18 protein-coding genes are annotated in these 18,619 nt (G+C 67.6%); 7 read left to right on the forward strand and 11 right to left on the reverse strand.

The window, feature by feature from the left end; translation table 11 throughout:
- Both WT26_RS12275 and WT26_RS12280 read left to right on the forward strand, forming a co-directional pair.
- Positions 1–1,524 (forward strand): efflux transporter outer membrane subunit, encoded by a 1,524-nt coding sequence (locus WT26_RS12275; RefSeq protein ID WP_069272993.1) that lies wholly within the window; start codon positions 1–3, stop codon positions 1,522–1,524.
- Between the two features lie 104 nt (positions 1,525–1,628).
- Entirely contained in the window at positions 1,629–2,657 is a 1,029-nt protein-coding gene (locus WT26_RS12280) for a MerR family transcriptional regulator (protein WP_069272994.1), read from the forward strand.
- An 83-nt stretch (positions 2,658–2,740) separates the two neighbouring features.
- On the opposite strand, the gene WT26_RS12285 is transcribed toward WT26_RS12280, so the two are convergent.
- The 5 genes from WT26_RS12285 to WT26_RS12305 form a co-directional block, all read right to left on the reverse strand.
- Positions 2,741–3,268, reverse strand: a complete 528-nt coding sequence (locus WT26_RS12285; RefSeq protein ID WP_069272995.1) for a M949_RS01915 family surface polysaccharide biosynthesis protein — start codon at positions 3,266–3,268, stop codon at positions 2,741–2,743.
- A 74-nt stretch (positions 3,269–3,342) separates the two neighbouring features.
- Entirely contained in the window at positions 3,343–4,050 is a 708-nt protein-coding gene (locus tag WT26_RS12290) for a hypothetical protein (RefSeq protein ID WP_069270202.1), read from the reverse strand.
- 27 nt (positions 4,051–4,077) lie between these two features.
- Positions 4,078–4,302 carry a helix-turn-helix domain-containing protein gene (locus WT26_RS12295; protein WP_069272996.1) on the reverse strand — a complete coding sequence of 75 codons (225 nt, stop codon included), beginning with the start codon at positions 4,300–4,302 and terminating at the stop codon, positions 4,078–4,080.
- Between the two features lie 8 nt (positions 4,303–4,310).
- Positions 4,311–4,874, reverse strand: coding sequence for a DUF2975 domain-containing protein (locus WT26_RS12300; RefSeq protein ID WP_069272997.1), 564 nt, complete (start codon positions 4,872–4,874; stop codon positions 4,311–4,313).
- Positions 4,875–5,001: 127 nt separating this feature from the next.
- Positions 5,002–6,381 carry a sigma-54 interaction domain-containing protein gene (locus WT26_RS12305; RefSeq protein ID WP_069272998.1) on the reverse strand — a complete coding sequence of 460 codons (1,380 nt, stop codon included), beginning with the start codon at positions 6,379–6,381 and terminating at the stop codon, positions 5,002–5,004.
- A 249-nt stretch (positions 6,382–6,630) separates the two neighbouring features.
- On the opposite strand from WT26_RS12305, the gene WT26_RS12310 reads away from it, so the two are divergent.
- From WT26_RS12310 to WT26_RS12320, 3 genes are read left to right on the forward strand one after another with little or no spacing between them, the layout of a single operon-like run.
- The gene (locus tag WT26_RS12310) at positions 6,631–7,497 is read left to right on the forward strand and encodes an MBL fold metallo-hydrolase (protein WP_420480938.1); all 867 of its coding nucleotides are present in this window, start codon (positions 6,631–6,633) and stop codon (positions 7,495–7,497) included.
- 36 nt (positions 7,498–7,533) lie between these two features.
- Positions 7,534–9,213 carry a bifunctional protein tyrosine phosphatase family protein/NAD(P)/FAD-dependent oxidoreductase gene (locus WT26_RS12315; RefSeq protein ID WP_069272999.1) on the forward strand — a complete coding sequence of 560 codons (1,680 nt, stop codon included), beginning with the start codon at positions 7,534–7,536 and terminating at the stop codon, positions 9,211–9,213.
- 18 nt (positions 9,214–9,231) lie between these two features.
- Positions 9,232–10,038: a sulfite exporter TauE/SafE family protein gene (locus WT26_RS12320; protein ID WP_069273000.1), complete on the forward strand. Its 807-nt coding sequence runs from the start codon at positions 9,232–9,234 to the stop codon at positions 10,036–10,038.
- A gap of 89 nt (positions 10,039–10,127) precedes the next feature.
- Here the strand turns inward: WT26_RS12320 and WT26_RS35610 are convergent, their stop codons facing one another.
- Entirely contained in the window at positions 10,128–11,171 is a 1,044-nt protein-coding gene (locus WT26_RS35610; RefSeq protein ID WP_230461562.1) for a hypothetical protein, read from the reverse strand.
- 346 nt (positions 11,172–11,517) lie between these two features.
- Between WT26_RS35610 and WT26_RS12325 the strand changes: the two genes are divergently transcribed.
- A complete protein-coding gene (locus WT26_RS12325; RefSeq protein WP_060226978.1) occupies positions 11,518–13,125 on the forward strand; it encodes an RICIN domain-containing protein in 1,608 nt (535 codons plus the stop codon).
- Between the two features lie 95 nt (positions 13,126–13,220).
- Here WT26_RS12325 and WT26_RS12330 read toward each other — a convergent pair whose 3' ends face one another.
- From WT26_RS12330 to WT26_RS12345, 4 genes are all read right to left on the reverse strand, one after another.
- Positions 13,221–14,051, reverse strand: a complete 831-nt coding sequence (locus WT26_RS12330; RefSeq protein WP_069273001.1) for an ABC transporter permease subunit — start codon at positions 14,049–14,051, stop codon at positions 13,221–13,223.
- Positions 14,048–14,974, reverse strand: a complete 927-nt coding sequence (locus WT26_RS12335; protein ID WP_059666552.1) for an ABC transporter permease subunit — start codon at positions 14,972–14,974, stop codon at positions 14,048–14,050. The genes WT26_RS12330 and WT26_RS12335 overlap by 4 nt, the downstream gene beginning before the upstream one ends.
- On the reverse strand, positions 14,971–16,131 hold the full coding sequence (locus WT26_RS12340; protein ID WP_069273751.1) for an ABC transporter ATP-binding protein: 1,161 nt from the start codon (positions 16,129–16,131) through the stop codon (positions 14,971–14,973). Before WT26_RS12340 ends, WT26_RS12335 begins: the two co-directional genes overlap by 4 nt.
- Before the next feature lie 85 nt (positions 16,132–16,216).
- Positions 16,217–17,311 carry a polyamine ABC transporter substrate-binding protein gene (locus tag WT26_RS12345; RefSeq protein ID WP_059666553.1) on the reverse strand — a complete coding sequence of 365 codons (1,095 nt, stop codon included), beginning with the start codon at positions 17,309–17,311 and terminating at the stop codon, positions 16,217–16,219.
- 365 nt (positions 17,312–17,676) lie between these two features.
- Here WT26_RS12345 and WT26_RS12350 point away from each other — a divergent pair, with 365 nt between their 5' ends.
- Positions 17,677–17,880, forward strand: a complete 204-nt coding sequence (locus WT26_RS12350; RefSeq protein ID WP_021159754.1) for a DUF1289 domain-containing protein — start codon at positions 17,677–17,679, stop codon at positions 17,878–17,880.
- Between the two features lie 89 nt (positions 17,881–17,969).
- On the opposite strand, the gene WT26_RS12355 is transcribed toward WT26_RS12350, so the two are convergent.
- On the reverse strand, positions 17,970–18,611 hold the full coding sequence (locus tag WT26_RS12355) for an OmpW/AlkL family protein (protein WP_069273002.1): 642 nt from the start codon (positions 18,609–18,611) through the stop codon (positions 17,970–17,972).
- Positions 18,612–18,619: the final 8 nt, after the last annotated feature.

Consider the following 18,619-nt stretch of genomic DNA (forward strand, 5'->3'; position numbering starts at 1 on the left):
ATGGAGCTGTCGATGAATCTGATGACGAACACCGCGCGCGCGCTCGCGGCCGCGGGCCTCGCCGGCCCGCTCGCGGGCTGTTCCTGGTTCGCGCCGAGCGGCGAGCCGCCCGCGATGCCGTCGCCCGCGCACTACGGCACCACGCCGCAAGCCGGGCAGACGGTCGCGGCGCAAGGCGTCGCGCAGCAGTTCGAGGTCGGCGCGCAGCCGGTGCCCGACTGGTGGAAGCAGTACCGCTCCGATGCGCTGAACGCGCTCGTCGACGAAGGGCTGCGCAACAGCCCGACGCTCGGTGCGGCATCGCACTCGCTGGATGCCGCGCGCGAACAGCTGCGCGGGCAGATCGGCAGCTCGATGCTGCCGTCGATCGACGCAGGCGCACAGGCCACGCGCCAGCGTGCGCTCGGTGTGCCGATCCCCGCGCTCGGCGCGCCGACGCTGCTGTACGACACGTTCGTCGGCCAGTTGCAGGCGAGCTACACGATCGACCTGTTCGGCGCGTCGCGTTTCGCGAACCGCGCGCTGGCGCGACGCGTCGACGTCAGCGCGTTCCAGCTCGAATCCGCGCGGCGCGCGCTGGCCGCGAACATCGTCACCGCGTCGATCACGGTGTCGGTGCTGAATGCGCAGATCGACACGACCGAACGGCTCGTCGCACTCGCCGATGCGCAGGCGCGCGACGCGGAGCGCCGCTATGCGCTCGGTTCCGCGTCGCGCAGCGACGCGCTGAACGCGCGGCAAAGCGCCGACACGTTCGCGGCGAGCCTGCCCGCGCTGCGCCAGCAGCGCGACTCGGCCCGCCATGCGCTCGCGGTGCTGGTCGGCCGCACGCCCGACCGGCCGCCGGCCGATCTCACGCTCGCCGACCTGCACCTGCCCGAACAGGTGCCCGTCGTCGTGCCGTCGGACCTGCTGCGGAGCCGCCCGGACATCCAGGCCGCCGACGCGGGGCTGAAGGCGGCCGCGGCCGAAGTGGGCCTCGCGACCGCGCAGATGTTCCCGCAACTGTCGCTGTCGGCCGCGATGGGCAAAGGCGGCTTCAGCTGGCCGGCGATGCTGTCGGGCGCCGGCGCGATCTGGAACGTCGGCGCGTCGCTGAGCCAGCCGATCTTCCACGGCGGCGCACTGCTCGCGCAGCGCCGCGCGGCCAAGGCGACCTACGAGGCCGCCGTCGACCAGTACAGGCAGGCCGTGCTCGGCGCGTTCCAGAACGTCGCCGATTCGCTCGCGGCGCTCGAGCACGATGCGCAGGCGCTCGACGCGTCGTCGCGCGCCGCGTTGTCCGCGCGGGGCGCGTACGACGACGCGGCGGCCCGCGTGCGGCTCGGCGCGCTGCCGCCGTCGGCCGCGCGCGCCAGCGAACTGCAGTATCGCAATGCCCGGCTCGACGAGATCCGCGCGACCGGCGCGCGGTTCGCGGACACCGCGCGGCTCTACCAGGCGATGGGCACGCCGCCGGTCGAGACGGCGGCCGGCCAGCAAGCCCGCGCCGCCGTGCCGAGCGCGCCGCCATCGCCGCAATGAGCCGGCCCGGGCGTCGGGTTCCGCGCCCGACGCCCACTCTTCCGCTTGACCCTCACGTAGCGTAACGTTCGAGACTCCAGTGTGCGTACCGAACGGAGGAACGAATGCGACTGAAAGTGGGAGAACTGGCGAAACGCAGCGGGCTGACCGTCCGCACGCTTCATCACTATCACGCGATCGGTCTGCTGACGCCTTCGGCACGCGCCGACAACGGCTACCGGCTGTACGACCGCCACGACATCGCCCGGCTCCACCAGATCCAGGCGTTGCGTCGCTTCGGCCTGTCGCTCACCGAAATCGGCGACCACCTGAACCAGCCCGGCACTCCGCTCGTCGAGCTCGTCGCGAAGCAGATCGCGCTGCTCGACCGTCAGCTCGCGCAGACCGCGCAGCTGCGCGAGCGGCTCGTGAGCCTGCATGCGCAGCTCGCCGCGGGCACGGAGCCGGAGCTGGCCGATTGGCTCACCACACTGGAGTTGATGACCGTGTACGACAAATATTTTTCCGAGGAAGAACTCGCGCGCCTGCCGATGTACCAGAAAAGCCAGGCGGGCGACGCCGAATGGATCGCACTCGTCGACGAAGTGCGCGCGCTGCACGACGCGGGCATCCCCGCCGAGGACGAACGCGCCCGTGCGCTCGCCAGTCGCTGGATGACGCTGCTCGTGCGCGACACGAACAACGATCCGCGGCTGCTGGCGAAGCTGAACCTGATGCACGAACAGGAACCGGCGATGCAGTCGAAGATCGGCATCTCGACCGCGCTGCGCGACTACGTGCTGCGCGCGTCGTCCGAAAACAAGATGCGGATCTTCGAGAAGTATCTCGCGCCGGACGAGATCCGCTTCATGCGCGCGCACTACGGCGAACGCGCGATGGAATGGCCGCAACTGATGGGCGACGTGCGCGACGCGATCGATGCGGGCACCCGACCGGCTTCGCCGGAAGGCCGCGCGCTCGCGCAGCGCTGGCTCGAGCTGTTCTGCAGCTATGCCGGCCACGATCCGGCCACGCACGCGAAATTCCGCGAGGCGATGATGAACGAGCCCGCACTGAGGCAGGATACGTGGGTCGACGACACGCTGATCGGTTTCGTGCGGGAGGCGATGGCGCAGTTGAATCCGCAGCATTGACCGACGCTCGGCCTGGCCGCATGCGCACCGCATGCGCACCGCATGCGGCCAGGCCGCCTGACAGCCTGACGGAATGCGCGCGATTACGGATAGGCGCGCAGGCTGACGCCGCGCCAGTGCTTCGTCATGTAGCGCAGAAACACGGGTTGGGCTTTCAGGTCCGCATTCGGGACGGGCGCCGCGCCGCCGTCCATCACCTTGCCGTTCAGCGTGATGGTTTCCTCGCCGCGCAGCACGTATTTCCTGCCCTGATCGATCAGGAAATACTTGACCTCGTCGGGGCTGACGTCGCCGCGGCAGCCGATCTTGTACGCGAACAGGAACTGCTTGCGGCCGTTGCCGAGCAGGTCGCGCATTTCGACCGATGACGGCACGACGGCGAGAATCTTGTCCACCTGGCATTGCGTCACGTCGTCGCGCACCTTCCAGTCCGGCTGTCCGTTCAGCGTCCCGACTATCCTCAGCTGCGCGCCGTCCGGACGCGGGGTCTCCGTGAACGTGACCGCGTGCGCGCCGGCCGTGTCGGTCCACGTGTACTCGGCCGCATGAACGGCGTGACTGAACAGCATGGCGGCGATCGCGGGCCATGCGTGGCGGAAGCTTGTTTTCATTGTGATGGCGAACCTCGGAATGGACGCGCCATTATCCCGAAAGGCGCACGCCGCCGCCATGCAATCGCGCCGACTCACCACTTGCAGCCGGCATCGCGCACCGCGTCGATCGCGAGCGCAGGAATCGCGAGCAGCCCCATCCCCGCATGCGCATTGCGGCAGTCGGCGCGGCGCGCCTCCGACATCCCGCGCGCGAGCGTGGCGTCCGCCGTTGTCCGCCTCGACGCGCCCGCGACCGCGCCGGACGAAGCCCCCAGCCCGCTGATGGTCGCGGCCGCCGGACTGCGCCCGACCGTTCGCGGCGCGCCGATCGCATCCAGGTCGCCCCGCCAGTCGACGCCGGGCGCCGGCGCGTCGGCCGGGCTGCTTTCGGGGGCGCTCACGGCGTCCGCACGCGTAACGGCCTCCGCTTTCGGCATTCGGGGCGCCGCTGCGGACGAACGCGCCGGCACGCGTGTCGTCATGCTCGCGTCCCGATCGCGCAACGGGCGTGCGCCGCCGGACCCGGCCGCATCCGTCCGGCCACGAACCGGCGCGATCGTCGCCGGCGCGCGCTGCGGCTGCGCCGGCGCCGGCGCCGGCGTCTGCAACGGAATCAGCTCGACGCTCAACGCCCGCCTGGCCGTGTCCGCGGCCGGCAGTCTCGCGGCGCGCTCGGCCGTCGACGCCGACCGCAGCGCCAGCCAGCCGAGCAGATGGAGCGACAACGCCACGACGAACGCCAGCACGCCAACGCCCAGCCGCCGCGCATCGATCTTGCCGACTGCGATGCTCCCCGTCATGCCCGAGCCGCGCGTTTGCGCGACGCGTCAGCCCGCGTCGGCGACACCGTCATCGCTGAACGCGAGCAGGTCGCCGGGCTGGCAGTCGAGATAACGACAGATCGCCTCGAGCGTCGCGAAACGGATGCCCTTGACCTTCCCTTGCTTGAGCAGCGACAGATTCTGTTCGGTGATGCCGACCGCCGCCGCGAGATCCTTCGAGCGGACCTTGCGCGTCGCGAGCATCACATCGAGCTTGACCACGATCGACATGGCGCGCCTCAGACGAACTGCCGATGTTCGGCATCGAGTTCGCTCGCCTGCCGGAGGATATGCGCGATGACCGCGATGCAGGCCGCGGTGAACAGCGCGACCACGTACGGCATGCCGATGCTGATCGTGACGACACGGTGTCCGGCCGGCTCGCGCAGCGTCGCCCACACGCTCAGGAGCGGTTCGCACACGATGCTCAGCAGGACCCACAGACCGACCGCGCGCCCCATCTTGCCGAGGTGCCGGGCGGCGTCCGCCGAGAAATAGTCGCCGCCCGCATAGCGGCGGAACAGCAGGCGCAGATGCCGCAGGCCGTTCGCGAGCGCGATCAGCGGCACGCTCGACAGCAGGATGCCGACCGCCTTCTGCCACCACGGGAACGCGGCGACGTCGACGCCGAGCCCGGTGATCACCGAATCGGTCAGGCCGAAGCCGAGGCCCGCGCCGGACGGCGTCGCGTTCAGCGACGGCGCCACCCAGCATGCGGCGTTGAGCACCAGCATGCCGACGATGAACCACAGCGTGACGGTGGCCATCTGCTGGCTGATACGGGCAATGCGATCGGCAGGCATGCGAATTCCTCGCGGTAGGGAGAACATGCCCGGATTCTAGGCGATAAATTATCGTAAAACAATCATTAATGATTGTTCGGGTTTTAATATTTGTCGCAATGCATGCATGTGCGGAGATGGGATGCCGTCACGCATCCCGCGTCGCGAGCCCGAGCGCACGCAGCCGCCGGTACAACGTCCGCTCGCTCATCCCGACCTGTTCGGCGAGCGCCTTGCGCGTGCCGTCGAACGTGCGCGCGATGCGCACGAGCTCGTCGTCGGACGGCGCGCGCGACGCGTCCGGCAGCCGCGACGCCGCGTCCGCACATGCGATCTCATCAGGCAGGTGCTCGCTGCGGATCGTCCCGTCGTCCGCGAACAGGCACGCGCGTTCGAGCACGTTGCGCAGCTCGCGGATATTGCCCGGCCACGCATACGCATCGAGACACGCGCGCGCGGCGTCGGTCAGCGTGTGCGGCGCGGCGAGCGCGTCGCCGGCCCCGGCGCGCGCGTTCGCGATTCGCCGCAGGATCGATTCGGCCAGCAGCGCGACGTCCCCGCGCCGCTCGCGCAACGCCGGCAGCGGAATCGGAAACGCGTTGATCCGGTAGTAGAGGTCCTGCCGGAACCGGCCGTCGTCGATCATCTCGCGCAGCGGCTTGTGCGTCGCCGCGACCAGCCGGAAGTCCGCGCGCAGCGCCTCGACGCCGCCGACGCGGCGGAACGTGCCCGACTCGATCAGCCGCAGCAGCTTCACCTGCATCGGCAGCGGCACGTCGCCGATCTCGTCGAGAAACAGCGTGCCGCCCTGCGCGGTCTCGACGAGGCCCGGCTTGCGCTGGTTCGCGCCCGTGAACGCGCCCTTCTCGTAACCGAACAGTTCGCTCTCGAACAGCGTCTCGGCGATCCCCGAGCAATCGACGACGACGAACGGCCCCATCGCGCGATCGCTCGCCTCGTGCAGCGCGCGGGCGAACAGTTCCTTGCCGGTGCCCGATTCGCCGAGCAGCAGCACCGGCAGCATCGACGGCGCGACACGCTGCAGCGCGCCGAGCGCCGCATTGAACGCGTCGGCGCCGCCGACGAGCCCTTCCGCACTCGGCTGCGCGGATGCGCTGCGCACCGTGGTCAGCCGCTCGACGTACGCGATCACGCTGCCGTGCGCGTCGAAGATCGGCCGCAATTCGACGTCGACGTGCTCGGGGCCGCGCGGCGTGTGATGGATGTGCAGCACGCGGTTCAGCCCGCGCGACTCGAGCGCCTGCTTCATCGGGCAATGCTCGCCGGCCTGGTCGCACGGCACGTCGTAGTGATGCGAGACCTGGAAGCAGTGCCGGCCCACGTGCTCGACGCCCGCGACGCCGAACTGGCGCCGGTACGCATCGTTCGCCGCGAGGATGCGGTAGTCGGGATCGACGACGATCATCGGCTGCGGATCCTGCTCGAGATACGCGACGAGCGCGCGCACGTCGGGCGCGGCGCTGCGCGGCTGCGCTGGAACGATCGGGATGACGTCGTGCTGGCTCATGGTCGGGTTCGGCGGGGTCTGTCATGTGGACCGCCAATTCTGCCACGAGACTGCCAGAAGTGGCAGCATGCGCGCGCCGGCAGGTTGCGCGCGGCGCCGCCCGCCGCGTGCCCGCCGGTAAAAACCCGAACTGAATCAAGCCCCTGGCGCGTTTCCCGATGCGTCACGGTCACCTGGCACGTTTTTTGTACTACCGAACGCCGATTGCAGAACCTGAATGAGGACGATCCCGTGAGCAACCTGCCCGTCATGTCGGTCGAAGGCTTTTTCGACCCGGCGACCCACACCGTCAGCTATCTCCTGCTCGATACCGCGAGCCGCGCATGCGCGCTGATCGACAGCGTGCTCGACTACGACCCGACATCCGGCCGCACGCACACGGCCAGCGCCGACCGGCTGATCGCCCGCGTCGCCGAACTCGGCGCGGACGTGCACTGGCTGCTGGAAACCCACGTGCACGCCGACCACCTGTCGGCCGCGCCGTACCTGAAGGAACACGTCGGCGGCCGGATCGCGATCGGTTCGCACGTGCGCCGCGTGCAGCACGTGTTCGGCACGCTGTTCAACGCGGGCCCCGGCTTCGCGCAGGACGGCCGCCAGTTCGACCGGCTGCTCGACGACGGCGACACGCTCGCGCTCGGCGCGCTGACGATCCGCGCGCTGCATACGCCGGGCCACACGCCCGCGTGCATGACCTACTGCGTCGACGACGCGACGCAGCGCGCGGCATTCGTCGGCGACACGCTGTTCATGCCCGACTACGGCACGGCCCGCTGCGACTTCCCGGGCGGCGACGCGCGCACGCTGTACCGCTCGATCGCGCGCGTGCTCGGCCTGCCGCCCGACACGCGCCTGTACCTGTGCCACGACTACCAGCCGGGCGGCCGCGACGTGCAGTTCGTGACGACCGTGGCCGAGCAGCGCCGCGCGAACGTGCACGTGAAGGACGGCGTGACCGAGGACGATTTCGTCGCGATGCGTACCACGCGCGACGCCACGCTCGCGATGCCGGTGCTGATGCTGCCGTCCGTGCAGGTCAACATGCGCGCCGGCCACTTGCCCGAGCCGGAAGACAACGGCGTGCGCTACCTGAAGATCCCGCTCGACGCGATCTGAGCGCCCCGCCGGCGCCCCAACCGAAGGACCCCCGACATGAACATCCGCAAGCTGACCGACACGCTGTCGGTCTCGCCGCAGATCACGGCGGCCGACCTGCCCGCGCTTCACGCGGCCGGCATCCGCGCGATCGTCTGCAACCGCCCCGACGGCGAAGGCCCCGACCAGCCGACCGTCACCGAAATCCGCGCGGCCGCCGCGCCGCTCGGCATCGACGTGCTTTACCTGCCGGTCGATACGGGCAAGGTGACCGACGACCAGGCCGCGCAATTCGGCGCACTCGTCGCGTCGCTGAATGAGTCACTGCACGCGCCGGTACTCGCGTACTGCCGCAGCGGCACGCGTTCGGCCACGCTGTGGGCGTTGTCGCAAGCCGGCCTGCGTCCGCTGAACGACATCGTCGCGACGGCCGCCGCGGCCGGTTACGACCTGCGCGCAATCGCGTCGCGTGTGGTGCAACGCGGCAAGCAGGCGGCACCGGCCGTCGACGCGCGGCACGACATCGTGATCGTCGGCGCGGGCGCGGCCGGCATCGCGGTCGCGTCGAGCCTGCTCGCGCGCGACGCGTCGCTCGACATCGCGGTGATCGATCCGGCCGACGTCCACTACTACCAGCCGGGCTGGACGATGGTCGGCGCGGGCGTATTCCGGCCCGAGACCACCGCGCGCCGGATCACCGACGTGCTGCCGCGCGGCGTGCACCGGATCCAGGCCGCCGTCGCGGGCTTCGAGCCCGACGCGCACACGGTCGTGCTAGACGGCTGCCGCCGCATCGGCTATCGCAAGCTCGTCGTGTGCCCGGGGCTCAAGCTCGACTGGCACGCGATCGAAGGCCTCGCCGACACGCTCGGCCGCAACGGCGTCACGTCCAACTACCGTTACGACCTCGCGCCGTACACGTGGGAGCTCGTGCGCGCGTTCCGCGGCGGCAACGCACTGTTCACGCAGCCGCCGATGCCGATCAAGTGCGCAGGCGCCCCGCAGAAGGCGATGTACCTGTCGTGCGACCACTGGCGGCGCGCGGGCCGCCTCGAGGCCGCGAACGTCGAATTCCTGAATGCGGGCGGCGCGCTGTTCGGCGTCGCCGACTACGTCCCCGCGCTGATGGAGTACGTGAAACGCTACGACATCGCGTTGTCGTTCGGCCACAACCTGGTCTCGATCGACGGGCCCGCGCGCCGCGCGACGTTCGCGCGCGCGCTGCCCGACGGCGGCAAGGAAACCGTGGTGCGCTCGTTCGACATGATCCACGTCGTGCCGCCGCAGAAGGCGCCCGATTTCGTGCGGTCCAGCCCGCTCGCCGATGCGGCCGGCTGGATCGACGTCGATCCGGCGACGCTGCGCCACCGGCAGTATCCGGACATCTACGCGCTCGGCGACGCCACCAACACGACCAATGCGAAAACGGCCGCGGCCGCCCGCAAGCAGGCGCCCGTCGTCGCGCACAACCTGCTCGCGTCGCTCGGCCGCGCGCACGGCGGCGCCGCCTACGACGGCTACGGCTCGTGCCCGCTCACCGTCGAGCGCGGCAAGATCGTGCTCGCCGAATTCCTGTACGGCGGCAAGGTCGCGCCGACCTTCCCCGCGTGGCTGATCGACGGCAAGCGCCCGTCGCGGCTCGCGTGGCTACTCAAGGAACGCGTGCTGCCGCCGCTCTACTGGAAGGCGATGCTCAAGGGCCGCGAATGGCTCGCGAAACCCGCGATCGCGCGTTGACCGGAGCCCGATGACGTCATGCTGATTTCCCTCGTACTGGGCGGTTTCGTCGGCGCCGTGCTCGGCCTGACCGGCGCCGGCGGCGGCATCCTCGCGGTGCCCGCGCTGGTCGTCGGCATGAGCTGGCCGATGCAGCAAGCCACGCCCGTCGCGCTCGTCGCGGTGGCCGGCAGCGCGGCGCTCGGCGCACTCGAAGGCTTCCGCCGCGGGCTCGTGCGCTATCGCGCGGCCTTGCTGATGGCGGTGGCCGGCGTGCCGCTGACCACGCTCGGCGTACGGCTCGCGCACGTGCTGCCGCAGCGCCTGCTGCTCGCGCTGTTCGCGCTGACGATGCTGATCGTCGCCGGCCGCCTGCTGCGGCAGGCGCTGCGCACGCCTGGCGGCGCCGTGCAGGCTTCGCCGCTGTGCGTCGGCCGCGTGAATCCCGATACCGGCCGTCTCGTGTGGTCCTGGCCGGTCGGTGTGGCGCTGGCCTCGACCGGTGCGTTGACGGGCCTGATGACGGGGCTGCTCGGCGTCGGCGGCGGCTTCGTGATCGTGCCGATGCTGCGCAAGTTCACGAACGTGTCGATGCATGGCGTGGTCGCGACGTCGTTGATGGTGATCGCGCTCGTCGGCACCGGCGGCGTGTTCGCGACGCTCGTGTCGGGCACGCGCGCACCGCTCGACGTGACGCTGTGGTTCACCGCCGCGACCGCGCTCGGCATGGCCGCCGGTCGCGGCGCGTCGCGCTTCCTGTCCGCGCGGCACGTGCAGGCCGGGTTCGCGGCCGTGCTCGTGTGTGTCGCGCTTGGGTTGCTTGTGAAGGCGGGGTTGGGTGGGTGAGCGGAGGGGCGGCATCGCGAACGTCGCGGTGCCGCCTCACTGTCCGTCGAAGTGACAACCTCCCTGCGGACATATCGGCCCTACCCGATCTAATACTGGGTCGCGTCGACCTTTACCTCGATCCTCGTATATTCCGGTCCTAGCAATTGCATTCGTTCAGTTTGCCCGCGCTCATCAGTCATCCCGACATAATGGGCGGCGCTCGTGGTGATTCGGTAGCAAACGTGCGCGAGTGGCTTCGAGGAAGACTCAAGGAACAACGCTTTATCTTCGGTGTGTGCCGTCCATCTCTCCGTCGCAACAATGCGAGCCGTTGCCGGCTCGCGCTTGTCCGCACACGTGAAACGATTACTGTCCGGTACGGGACCGGGCGTAGCCTCAGTGACTGCATAGCTGGCAACACCTCGCAAACCCGGCGTATTGCAAAGGCTCTGACAACCTTCCGGCGGGCATTTCGGGACAAATTCAACGCCGACTTGATGTACGTCGTCGGGGTCAGGCTTGCCGTCCTTCCCCTGAATTATCCGCTCTTGAACCCACACGTCTTGAGGATCCATTCCCAGTCGAACAAGGAAGGATTTCATTGCCTCACCGCGCAGCTTTGCCAACTCTTTCGGATTGCGCTCCCACGCAAAAGCGGCTGCATCTATCGTTGCTGATGCCCCTTCACGTGTCCACTCTCTCGCAGTTAGAAAGTGCCTGACAACGCTCAACCGATCGCTGTTGCCGATTTCTACAGAATTCAATGGCAGCTGCATATTGTCTAGTTCCAGCACTTTACATGCATATGCCTTTGACGAGCCGAGCACAAACGCGATGAGAAGTAATGTTGACCGATTCATTATTTTGGCCCCGCTAACGAGCCAAAACGAACCACGCGATGCTGTCCGCATTGTTAATAGCCTGTTCAGGATGTTCTTTCGCCAATCGTCCGCAAGCCCAACGACCATACGCGCCCGGATAGTCCTCGGAACAAGGTTCCTGAATTCTGCGTCGCTCATGTTAGGGCAGATAGGCGGACCGTTCAGCGACAGCGGAACTACAACCTTCGAACCGGGGGCCGTGTTCGATTCGCCGCTTGCGACGTGAATCCACCCACCGTTTCCTTGCGCATTTGCATTGTCTCTTTCCATGTTTTTTAGTCATCCACATTAAATATTCCCCTCGCCAACCTAACACCGACCCAACAGTGGGATCAATTGTCCGAGTACGAAAAGGTGATAACGGTTTTCTGGTATTCGAACGAATGTCACGAAAAGCTAGCGGGCAAACGATGGCGGGGGTGAAAGTGAATTATTCGGAGGAGCGGCGTCGGCCGGATGCCCGTAGGCCATGCCCATCAGCAGACGACGATCGCGCACCCCCGTTGCCAAGGACATCCAGAATTGTCCACAATGCTGGCGGAACCGGTGCGCTAAAGCCGGTTCCTCGCGGCGTCGCGGCACACCGCGAACCAAACACGTCAAAAGGATCCCGGCCATGCCGATCAACAAAAGAGGATGCACGGCGATTGCGGCGTTGATGCTCACGCCGCTCGCCGCGTTCGCAGCACCCGCCTATACCGCTGCATTGACCCTCGCCAGCCTCTCCCCGTCCGTCGGCGGAACCGACAAGGCAACGCTGCAGCTCGCCAACACCGGCACCGCGCCCGCCGCTGCCGGCCTGACGATCGGCATGCCCGCCGGCTTTACGGCGGACGGCTTGACGAGCGCGTGCGGCGGCGCGCTCACCGCCAGCGACGCCACTGTCACGCTCTCCGGCGCGACAGTGCCTGCCGGCGGCGCCTGTACGTTCACGTTTACGACCCACGTGCCGCCCGTCGCATCGCTGCCGCCGCCGGGCGCGCGCAGCTTCAGCATCACGGCGAGCACCGCTCCAAACCTCGCGACGCTGTCGGCCAGCACCGCGCCGACGCTCAAGGGCTTCCTCGGCGCGACGCCGGGGCTATACAGCAATACGTGGTTCCCGTCGACGGTGCGCAGCGTCGCGATCCTCGACCTGTTCATCACGCCGCAGACCGACCCCGGCCCGAACTCGAACGTGTTCTGGTCGAACCAGGTCAACTCGCTGCACGGCTACACGGGCCTGCAGTCGACCGAACTGGTGTCGGCCACCGAAGGCGTCGGCAAGCAATTCCTGTTCAGCCTGTGGGGCGCGACCGCCGCGCAGCCCGGCACCCCCGCGAGCGCCGGCATCGGCGCGGGCAGCTACTGCACGGTCAGCGGCTCGGCGACGGACGGCAGCGCAGGCGCGCAGTGCCGCTACCGCTACGAGTGGCAGGCAGGCCACACGTACCGTTTCCGCATCACGCCGGACGCGAACCAGGGCCCCGGCTGGTTCAAGAGCAACGTGACCGACGTGACGAACGGCGCGACCGGCGACAGCTTCGACATCGGCAGCATCTACGTCGGCACGACGCAGACGCAGGTGCCGGTCTCGTCGATCAGCCAGTGGGTCGAGTACTTCGACTGGAATTCGAGCCGCACGAGCTGCGCGTCGGTCGCCTACACGAACGCGCAGTTCAGCGTGCGCGCGTACGACGCGCTCGGCAACGCGGTGACGGTGCCGGCCCCGTCGGTCACGGTCAACAAGACCTGCCCGGCGTCCTACGCGAACGCGTCCGCGTCGAACGGCGTCGCGACGCTGATCGGCGGCCCGCAGCAGTCGGCGGCCGGCCTCGTCAAGGCGAACGGCGCATGCCTGACGGCCACGAGCGGCCTGCGCGACGGCAGCCCCGCGGCGCTCGGCGCCTGCCCGACGCTCGCGTCGGTGCGCGCGTCGGGCGGCACGCACTTCAATCCGCAGCTGTGGGTCGCCGCCGGCGACGGCACGCTGCAGACCAAGTCCAGCTACTGCCTGACCGCCCCGGCGCCGGGCGCTGCCGGCGGCGCGCTGCTGCGCACCTGCGTGCCCGGCGAAGCGGACCAGCAATGGCAGGTGACGGCCGGCCCGCAGCCGGGCACGGCACAACTCGTATCGCTGCCGACGGGCCGCTGCCTCGCGCCTGCCGGCAGCACGCTCGGCCTCCAGCCGTGCACCGCGGCCACGGCCGTCTGGGCGACGCCGGGCAAAAGCTTCGCGTACTGACCTGACCGGCGCGCGTCGCGACGGCGCAATAGAAAACGCCCGGCCCGACTCGTCGTCGGCGCCGGGCGTCTTGCGTGGCGTCGGGCGAAACGGCGTCAGGCCATCGCCGCCGCTGCCGCCGTCATCCTGCGCCGCTCCTGGCGCAGCATCACGAAGTTCGCGATCACGACGCCGGCCGTCACCGCGACGATGAACAGCGTCGCGAGCGCGTTCATCTCCGGGTTCAGGCCGAGGCGCACGCGCGAGAACACGACGAGCGGCAGCGTCGTCGAGCCGGGGCCCGACAGGAACGCCGACAGCACGAGGTCGTCGATCGACAGCGTGAACGACAGCAGCCAGCCCGCGATCAGCGCCTGCGAGATCAGCGGCAGCGTGATCGTGAAGAACACCTTCAGCGGCGTCGCGCCGAGATCGAGCGCGGCCTCTTCCAGCGACGGATTCAGCTCGCGCACGCGCGACTGCACGATGATCGCGACGTACGAGATACACAGCATCACGTGGCCGAGCCAGATCGTGAAGATGCCGCGCTCGGCCGGCCAGCCGATCCACTTCGCGAGCTCGATGAACAGCAGCAGCAGCGAGATCCCCTGGATCACCTCGGGAATCACGAGCGGCGCGTTGATCATCCCGCTGAACAGCGCGAAACCGCGAAAGCGCCCCATCCGCGCGAGCACGAAACCGGCCCAGGTGCCGATGATCACCGACGCGAACGCGGTCAGCACGCCGATCTTCAGCGACAGCCACGCGGCCGTCAGCAGCTCGTCGTCCTCGACGAGCGCCGAGTACCAGCGGAACGAGAACCCCGACCACACGGTGACGAGCTTCGACTCGTTGAACGAATAGACGATCAGGCTGATGATCGGGATGTACAGGAACGCGAAGCCGGCAAACAGCGCCGCGAACTGCAGGTAACGATTCGGCTTCATCGACGGCCTCCCTGCTCCTTCGCCTGGAAGTGCTGGAACATCGCCATCGGCACGAGCAGCAGCAGCACCATCGCGCAGGTCACCGCCGACGCCATCGGCCAGTCTGCGTTGTTGAAGAACTCGTTCCACATCACGCGGCCGATCATCAGCGTGTTCGCGCCGCCGAGCAGCTCGGGAATCACGTACTCGCCCACCGCCGGGATGAACACGAGCAGGCAGCCCGCGATGATCCCGTTCTTCGACAGCGGCAGCGTGATCTGCACGAACGCCTTCCACGGCTTCGCGCCGAGGTCGTACGCGGCTTCGAGCAGACGCAGGTCCATCTTCACCAGATGCGCGTACAGCGGCATCACCAGGAACGGCAGGTACGAATACACCATCCCGATATACACCGCGTAGTTGGTGCGATACAGCTCGATCGGCGTATGCGTGAGGCCGATCCACATCAGGAAGTTGTTCAGCAGCCCGTTGTTCTTCAGGATGCCGATCCACGCGTACACGCGGATCAGGAACGACGTCCAGAACGGCAGCATCACGCCCATCATCAGCAGGTTGCGGGTCGCCGGGTTCGAGCGCGCGATGTAGTACGCCATCGGATAGCCGATCAGCAGGCACAGCAGCGTCGTGATCGCGGCCACCCACACCGAGTTCACGTAGGTCGCGAAATACAGGCTGTCCGTGAACAGGAACGCGTAGTGCGACAGGTTCAGCGCGACGTGCACGACGCCGTCGGTGTACGACGCAAGTTCCGTGTACGGCGGGATGCCGAGCTGCAGCTCCGCGAAACTGATCTTGACGACCAGCACGAACGGCACGAGGAAGAACAGCACGAGCCACGTGTACGGGCCGGCCACGACCGCCGTGGCGCCCGTCAGGTTGAAGCGCCGCACCGGCCACGAGAGCATGGACTTGAGCGCGGTCATGACGTCAGCACCACGCCGGCCGTCGCGCTCCAGCGCACGTAGATCTCGTCGCCGAGCGACGGCGTGTCGAGCTCCGAAATCGCGAGGCTCGACACGTTCGCGATCACCGTCTTGCCGCCGTCGAGCTTCACGTGATACAGCGAATAGCCGCCCATGTACGCGACGTTGCTGATCCGGCCGCGCGCCCAGTTGAACGCGCCTTCGGGCGGCTTGCGCGTGAGCGCGATCCGCTCGGGCCGCACCGACACCGTGACCGGCATCCCGAGCGGGCCCGAGATCCCGTGGCTCACGTACAGCCGGCTCGGCAGCTCCGGCGATTCGATGTACACGTGGTCGGGTTCGTCCTCGACGGTCACGCCTTCGAACAGGTTCGTCGAACCGATGAATTCGGCCGAGAAGCGGCTGTTCGGGTATTCGTACACTTCGTTCGGCGAGCCGATCTGCACGATCTGGCCTTCGCTCATCACCGCGAGGCGATTGGCCATCGTCATCGCCTCTTCCTGGTCGTGCGTGACCATGATGCAGGTGACGCCGACCTTGTTCAGGATGTTGACGAGCTCGATCTGCGTGCGCTGGCGGATCTGCTTGTCGAGCGCGGACATCGGCTCGTCGAGCAGCAGCAGCTTCGGGCGCTTGACCAGCGAACGCGCGAGCGCGACGCGCTGCTGCTGGCCGCCCGACAGCTGGTGCGGCTTGCGCTTCGCGTACTTGCTCATCTGCACGAGTTCGAGCGCCGCGGCCACGCGCTCCTTCAGCTCGGCCTTCGGCGTGCCTTCCTGCTTGAGGCCGAACGCGACGTTCGACTCGACCGACATGTGCGGGAACAGCGCATACGACTGGAACATCATGTTCACGGGCCGCTTGTACGGCGGCATCTGCGCGAGGTCCTCGCCGTCGATCAGGATCTTGCCCGACGTGACCGTCTCGAGGCCCGCGAGCATCCGCAGCAACGTCGACTTGCCGCAGCCCGAGCTGCCGAGCAGCGCGAACAGCTCGCCCTGGCGCACCGTCAGGTTGACGCTGCGCACGGCTTCGGTGTCGCCGAACTTCTTGACGACGTCGACGATCTGGACAAAGTTCTCGGCGCGCGCACCGGCGCCGGTGGAGGAAACGGAGGACGGTGCGCCCGCGACCGGCGCACCCGACTGGCTATTCATGATGTGCTGCATCTCTCCTGCGTTGAACGAACAAAGCCCCCGGGGGCACCAGGGGCTTCATGACTGCTGGGAACGCCGGCTCGCGTCAGCGGCCCGACTTCAGCTCGGTCCACAGACGCGTCTGCAGACGCTGGATTTCAGGCGGCAGCGGCTTGAGCAGGAACAGCGTCTTCACGACGTCGGCCGGCGGATAGACGGCCGGATCGTTCGCGACGTCGGGCCGCACGTACTTGCGGGCCTCGGCGTTGGCGCTCGGGTAGTACACCGCGTTCGTGATCGCCGCGTGCACCTTCGGATCCTCGATGTAGTTGATCCATTCCAGCGCGGCTTCCTTGTTCTTCGCGTCCTTCGGGATCGCCATCACGTCGAACCACACCGGCGCGCCGCCCTTCGGAATGAAGTACTCGACCTTGTACGACTTCTTCGCCTCGATCGCGCGATGCTTGGCGATCACGACGTCGCCCGACCAGCCGAACGCAAAGCAGATGTCGCCGCCGACCAGGTCGTTGATGTAACCCGACGAGTTGAATTGCGTGATGTACGGGCGGATCTTCTTCAGCACTTCCATCGCGGCCTTGTAGTCGGCCGGGTTCGTGCTCATCGGATCCTTGCCGATGTAGTGCAGCGTCGCCGCGAACATCTGGTCGGGCGCGTCGAGCACCGACACGCCGCAGGTCTTCAGCTTCGAGATGTTTTCCGGCTTGAACAGGATGTCCCAGTTGTCGAGCGGCACCTTGCCGAGCGCCTGCTGCGCCTTCGTCAGGTTGTAGGCGAGACCGGTCGTGCCGTACGCCCAGGGCACCGAGAACTTGTTGCCCGGGTCCGCGCCGGCGACGAGCGCCATCAGCTGCGGATCGAGGTACTTGAGGTTCGGCAGCTTCGACTTGTCGAGCGGCGCGAAGATGCCGGCGGCGATCTGCTTGCCCGCGTAGTTGCTGGTCGGCACGACGATGTCGTAGCCCGAGCTGCCCGTCAGCAGCTTCGCCTGCAGCGTATCGTCGCTGTCGTAGTTGTCGTAGCGGACCTTGACGCCCGTCTGCTTCTCGAAGTTCGGGATCGTGTCCTTCGCAATGTAGTCCGACCAGTTATAGACATTGAGCTGCGTATCCTTCGCCGCTGCCGCCGATGCACCCACGCACAGCGCGAGCGCTGCGAACCGGCCCACTACCTTTGCTTTCATCCCGTTCTCCCTCCGGCCGGACACGTTGCCCGGCTGCCGTCTGCCTCGTCATGGCGGCGCGTGAAAATCCGCGCCGCCCCTCGAAAACCCCGAAAACTACCATCATTCGCGCCCCGTCACAAAAAAATCATGCCGGTGTCGCGCAAACGGAACAGATTCCTGTCGCAAACCGGCATCCCGGCGCGCGCAGCGGGGTAATCCGGAGGAAATTCTATCGGGTAATTTCCGTCTGTCCATCCTGAAAATGGACAGGCGAAAGCGATCGGCCGACAGGCGGCCTCGCCCGGCGTCGCGCCGGGCGCCGGGAGCGGCCGCGCCCGATGCATTAAAATGCCCGCTGACGTTTTCCCCGTGCGAACCTTCCGATGGCCTCCAATCTCCACGACCTGCCCGACAGCCCCTGCATCGGCGTGTGCTCGACCCTCTTCGACGAAGTCTGCAAGGGCTGCGGCCGCACAGCGGCCGAAGTGTCGAACTGGGTGTTCCTGAGCGACGACGAAAAACGCGCGGTATGGGAGCGCATCCAGCGCGAAGGCACCGCGATGCGCTTCCAGTACGACAAGCTGTAAATCCGCCGCGCAAAAAAAAGCGGCATGCAGACCGCCATGCCGCCAACCCCAACTCTGTTCTTGTTGCGTCTGTTGCGCGTGCTGCGTGATCAGAACTTCATCCCGACGCCCACGCCGACGATCAGCGGATCGATGTGCAGCGTGCCGATGCCCTTGTCGCCGAGCGTCGCATCGGTGCTCATCCAGATCTTCTTCACGTCGACGTTCATGAAGACCTTCTTCGTCAACTGCACGTCCACGCCGGCCTGCAGCGCGGGGCCGAAGCTGCTCTTGTTGATCGACACGCCCTGCCCGCCGACGTTGAGCCCGTTGTTGTAGAAGTACGTGTAGTTCACGCCCGCGCCGACATACGGACGCACCTTGCCGGCATGGTTGAAGTGATACTGCAGCAGCAGCGTCGGCGGCAGCACGCCCACGCCGCCGAGATTGCCGAGGCTCGACGTCAGCTGGTGCCGCGACGTGCCGAGAATCAGTTCGACGCCGAGGTAGTCGCGGATCATGTACGTGAAGTCGAGCTCGGGCACGATCGCGTTGTTCACGCCGACGTTGAGCGCGCCCAGCGTGTCGCTCGCGCGTTCGTTCGGCTGGATGCTGATTGCGCGCAGGCGGGCCAGAAAATCGCCCTGGTTGATGCCGTCGCCCGGCGAAGCCGCGTGCGACACCGCCGGCATCGCGGCAAGACCCGCAGCGCATGCCGCGGCGGTAACAATTTTTTGAATCGTGTTATGCATCTGTATGG

Origin of the sequence: Burkholderia cepacia (assembly GCF_001718835.1) — a bacterium.
Classification (GTDB): domain Bacteria; phylum Pseudomonadota; class Gammaproteobacteria; order Burkholderiales; family Burkholderiaceae; genus Burkholderia; species Burkholderia cepacia_F.

What these genes read in the sequence shown, in the direction of transcription:
- WT26_RS12310 (WP_420480938.1), top strand. Translation starts at nt 6,631, where the DNA reads ATGTCGGTCGAAGGCTTTTTCGACCCGGCGACCCACACCGTCAGCTAT.
- WT26_RS12280 (WP_069272994.1), top strand. Translation starts at nt 1,629, where the DNA reads ATGCGACTGAAAGTGGGAGAACTGGCGAAACGCAGCGGGCTGACCGTC.
- WT26_RS12330 (WP_069273001.1), bottom strand. Translation starts at nt 14,051, where the DNA reads ATGAAGCCGAATCGTTACCTGCAGTTCGCGGCGCTGTTTGCCGGCTTC.
- WT26_RS12320 (WP_069273000.1), top strand. Translation starts at nt 9,232, where the DNA reads ATGCTGATTTCCCTCGTACTGGGCGGTTTCGTCGGCGCCGTGCTCGGC.
- WT26_RS12340 (WP_069273751.1), bottom strand. Translation starts at nt 16,131, where the DNA reads ATGAATAGCCAGTCGGGTGCGCCGGTCGCGGGCGCACCGTCCTCCGTT.
- WT26_RS12305 (WP_069272998.1), bottom strand. Translation starts at nt 6,381, where the DNA reads ATGAGCCAGCACGACGTCATCCCGATCGTTCCAGCGCAGCCGCGCAGC.
- WT26_RS12355 (WP_069273002.1), bottom strand. Translation starts at nt 18,611, where the DNA reads ATGCATAACACGATTCAAAAAATTGTTACCGCCGCGGCATGCGCTGCG.
- WT26_RS12325 (WP_060226978.1), top strand. Translation starts at nt 11,518, where the DNA reads ATGCCGATCAACAAAAGAGGATGCACGGCGATTGCGGCGTTGATGCTC.
- WT26_RS12285 (WP_069272995.1), bottom strand. Translation starts at nt 3,268, where the DNA reads ATGAAAACAAGCTTCCGCCACGCATGGCCCGCGATCGCCGCCATGCTG.
- WT26_RS12350 (WP_021159754.1), top strand. Translation starts at nt 17,677, where the DNA reads ATGGCCTCCAATCTCCACGACCTGCCCGACAGCCCCTGCATCGGCGTG.
- WT26_RS12290 (WP_069270202.1), bottom strand. Translation starts at nt 4,050, where the DNA reads ATGACGGGGAGCATCGCAGTCGGCAAGATCGATGCGCGGCGGCTGGGC.
- WT26_RS35610 (WP_230461562.1), bottom strand. Translation starts at nt 11,171, where the DNA reads ATGGAAAGAGACAATGCAAATGCGCAAGGAAACGGTGGGTGGATTCAC.
- WT26_RS12315 (WP_069272999.1), top strand. Translation starts at nt 7,534, where the DNA reads ATGAACATCCGCAAGCTGACCGACACGCTGTCGGTCTCGCCGCAGATC.
- WT26_RS12335 (WP_059666552.1), bottom strand. Translation starts at nt 14,974, where the DNA reads ATGACCGCGCTCAAGTCCATGCTCTCGTGGCCGGTGCGGCGCTTCAAC.
- WT26_RS12295 (WP_069272996.1), bottom strand. Translation starts at nt 4,302, where the DNA reads ATGTCGATCGTGGTCAAGCTCGATGTGATGCTCGCGACGCGCAAGGTC.
- WT26_RS12275 (WP_069272993.1), top strand. Translation starts at nt 1, where the DNA reads ATGGAGCTGTCGATGAATCTGATGACGAACACCGCGCGCGCGCTCGCG.
- WT26_RS12300 (WP_069272997.1), bottom strand. Translation starts at nt 4,874, where the DNA reads ATGCCTGCCGATCGCATTGCCCGTATCAGCCAGCAGATGGCCACCGTC.
- WT26_RS12345 (WP_059666553.1), bottom strand. Translation starts at nt 17,311, where the DNA reads ATGAAAGCAAAGGTAGTGGGCCGGTTCGCAGCGCTCGCGCTGTGCGTG.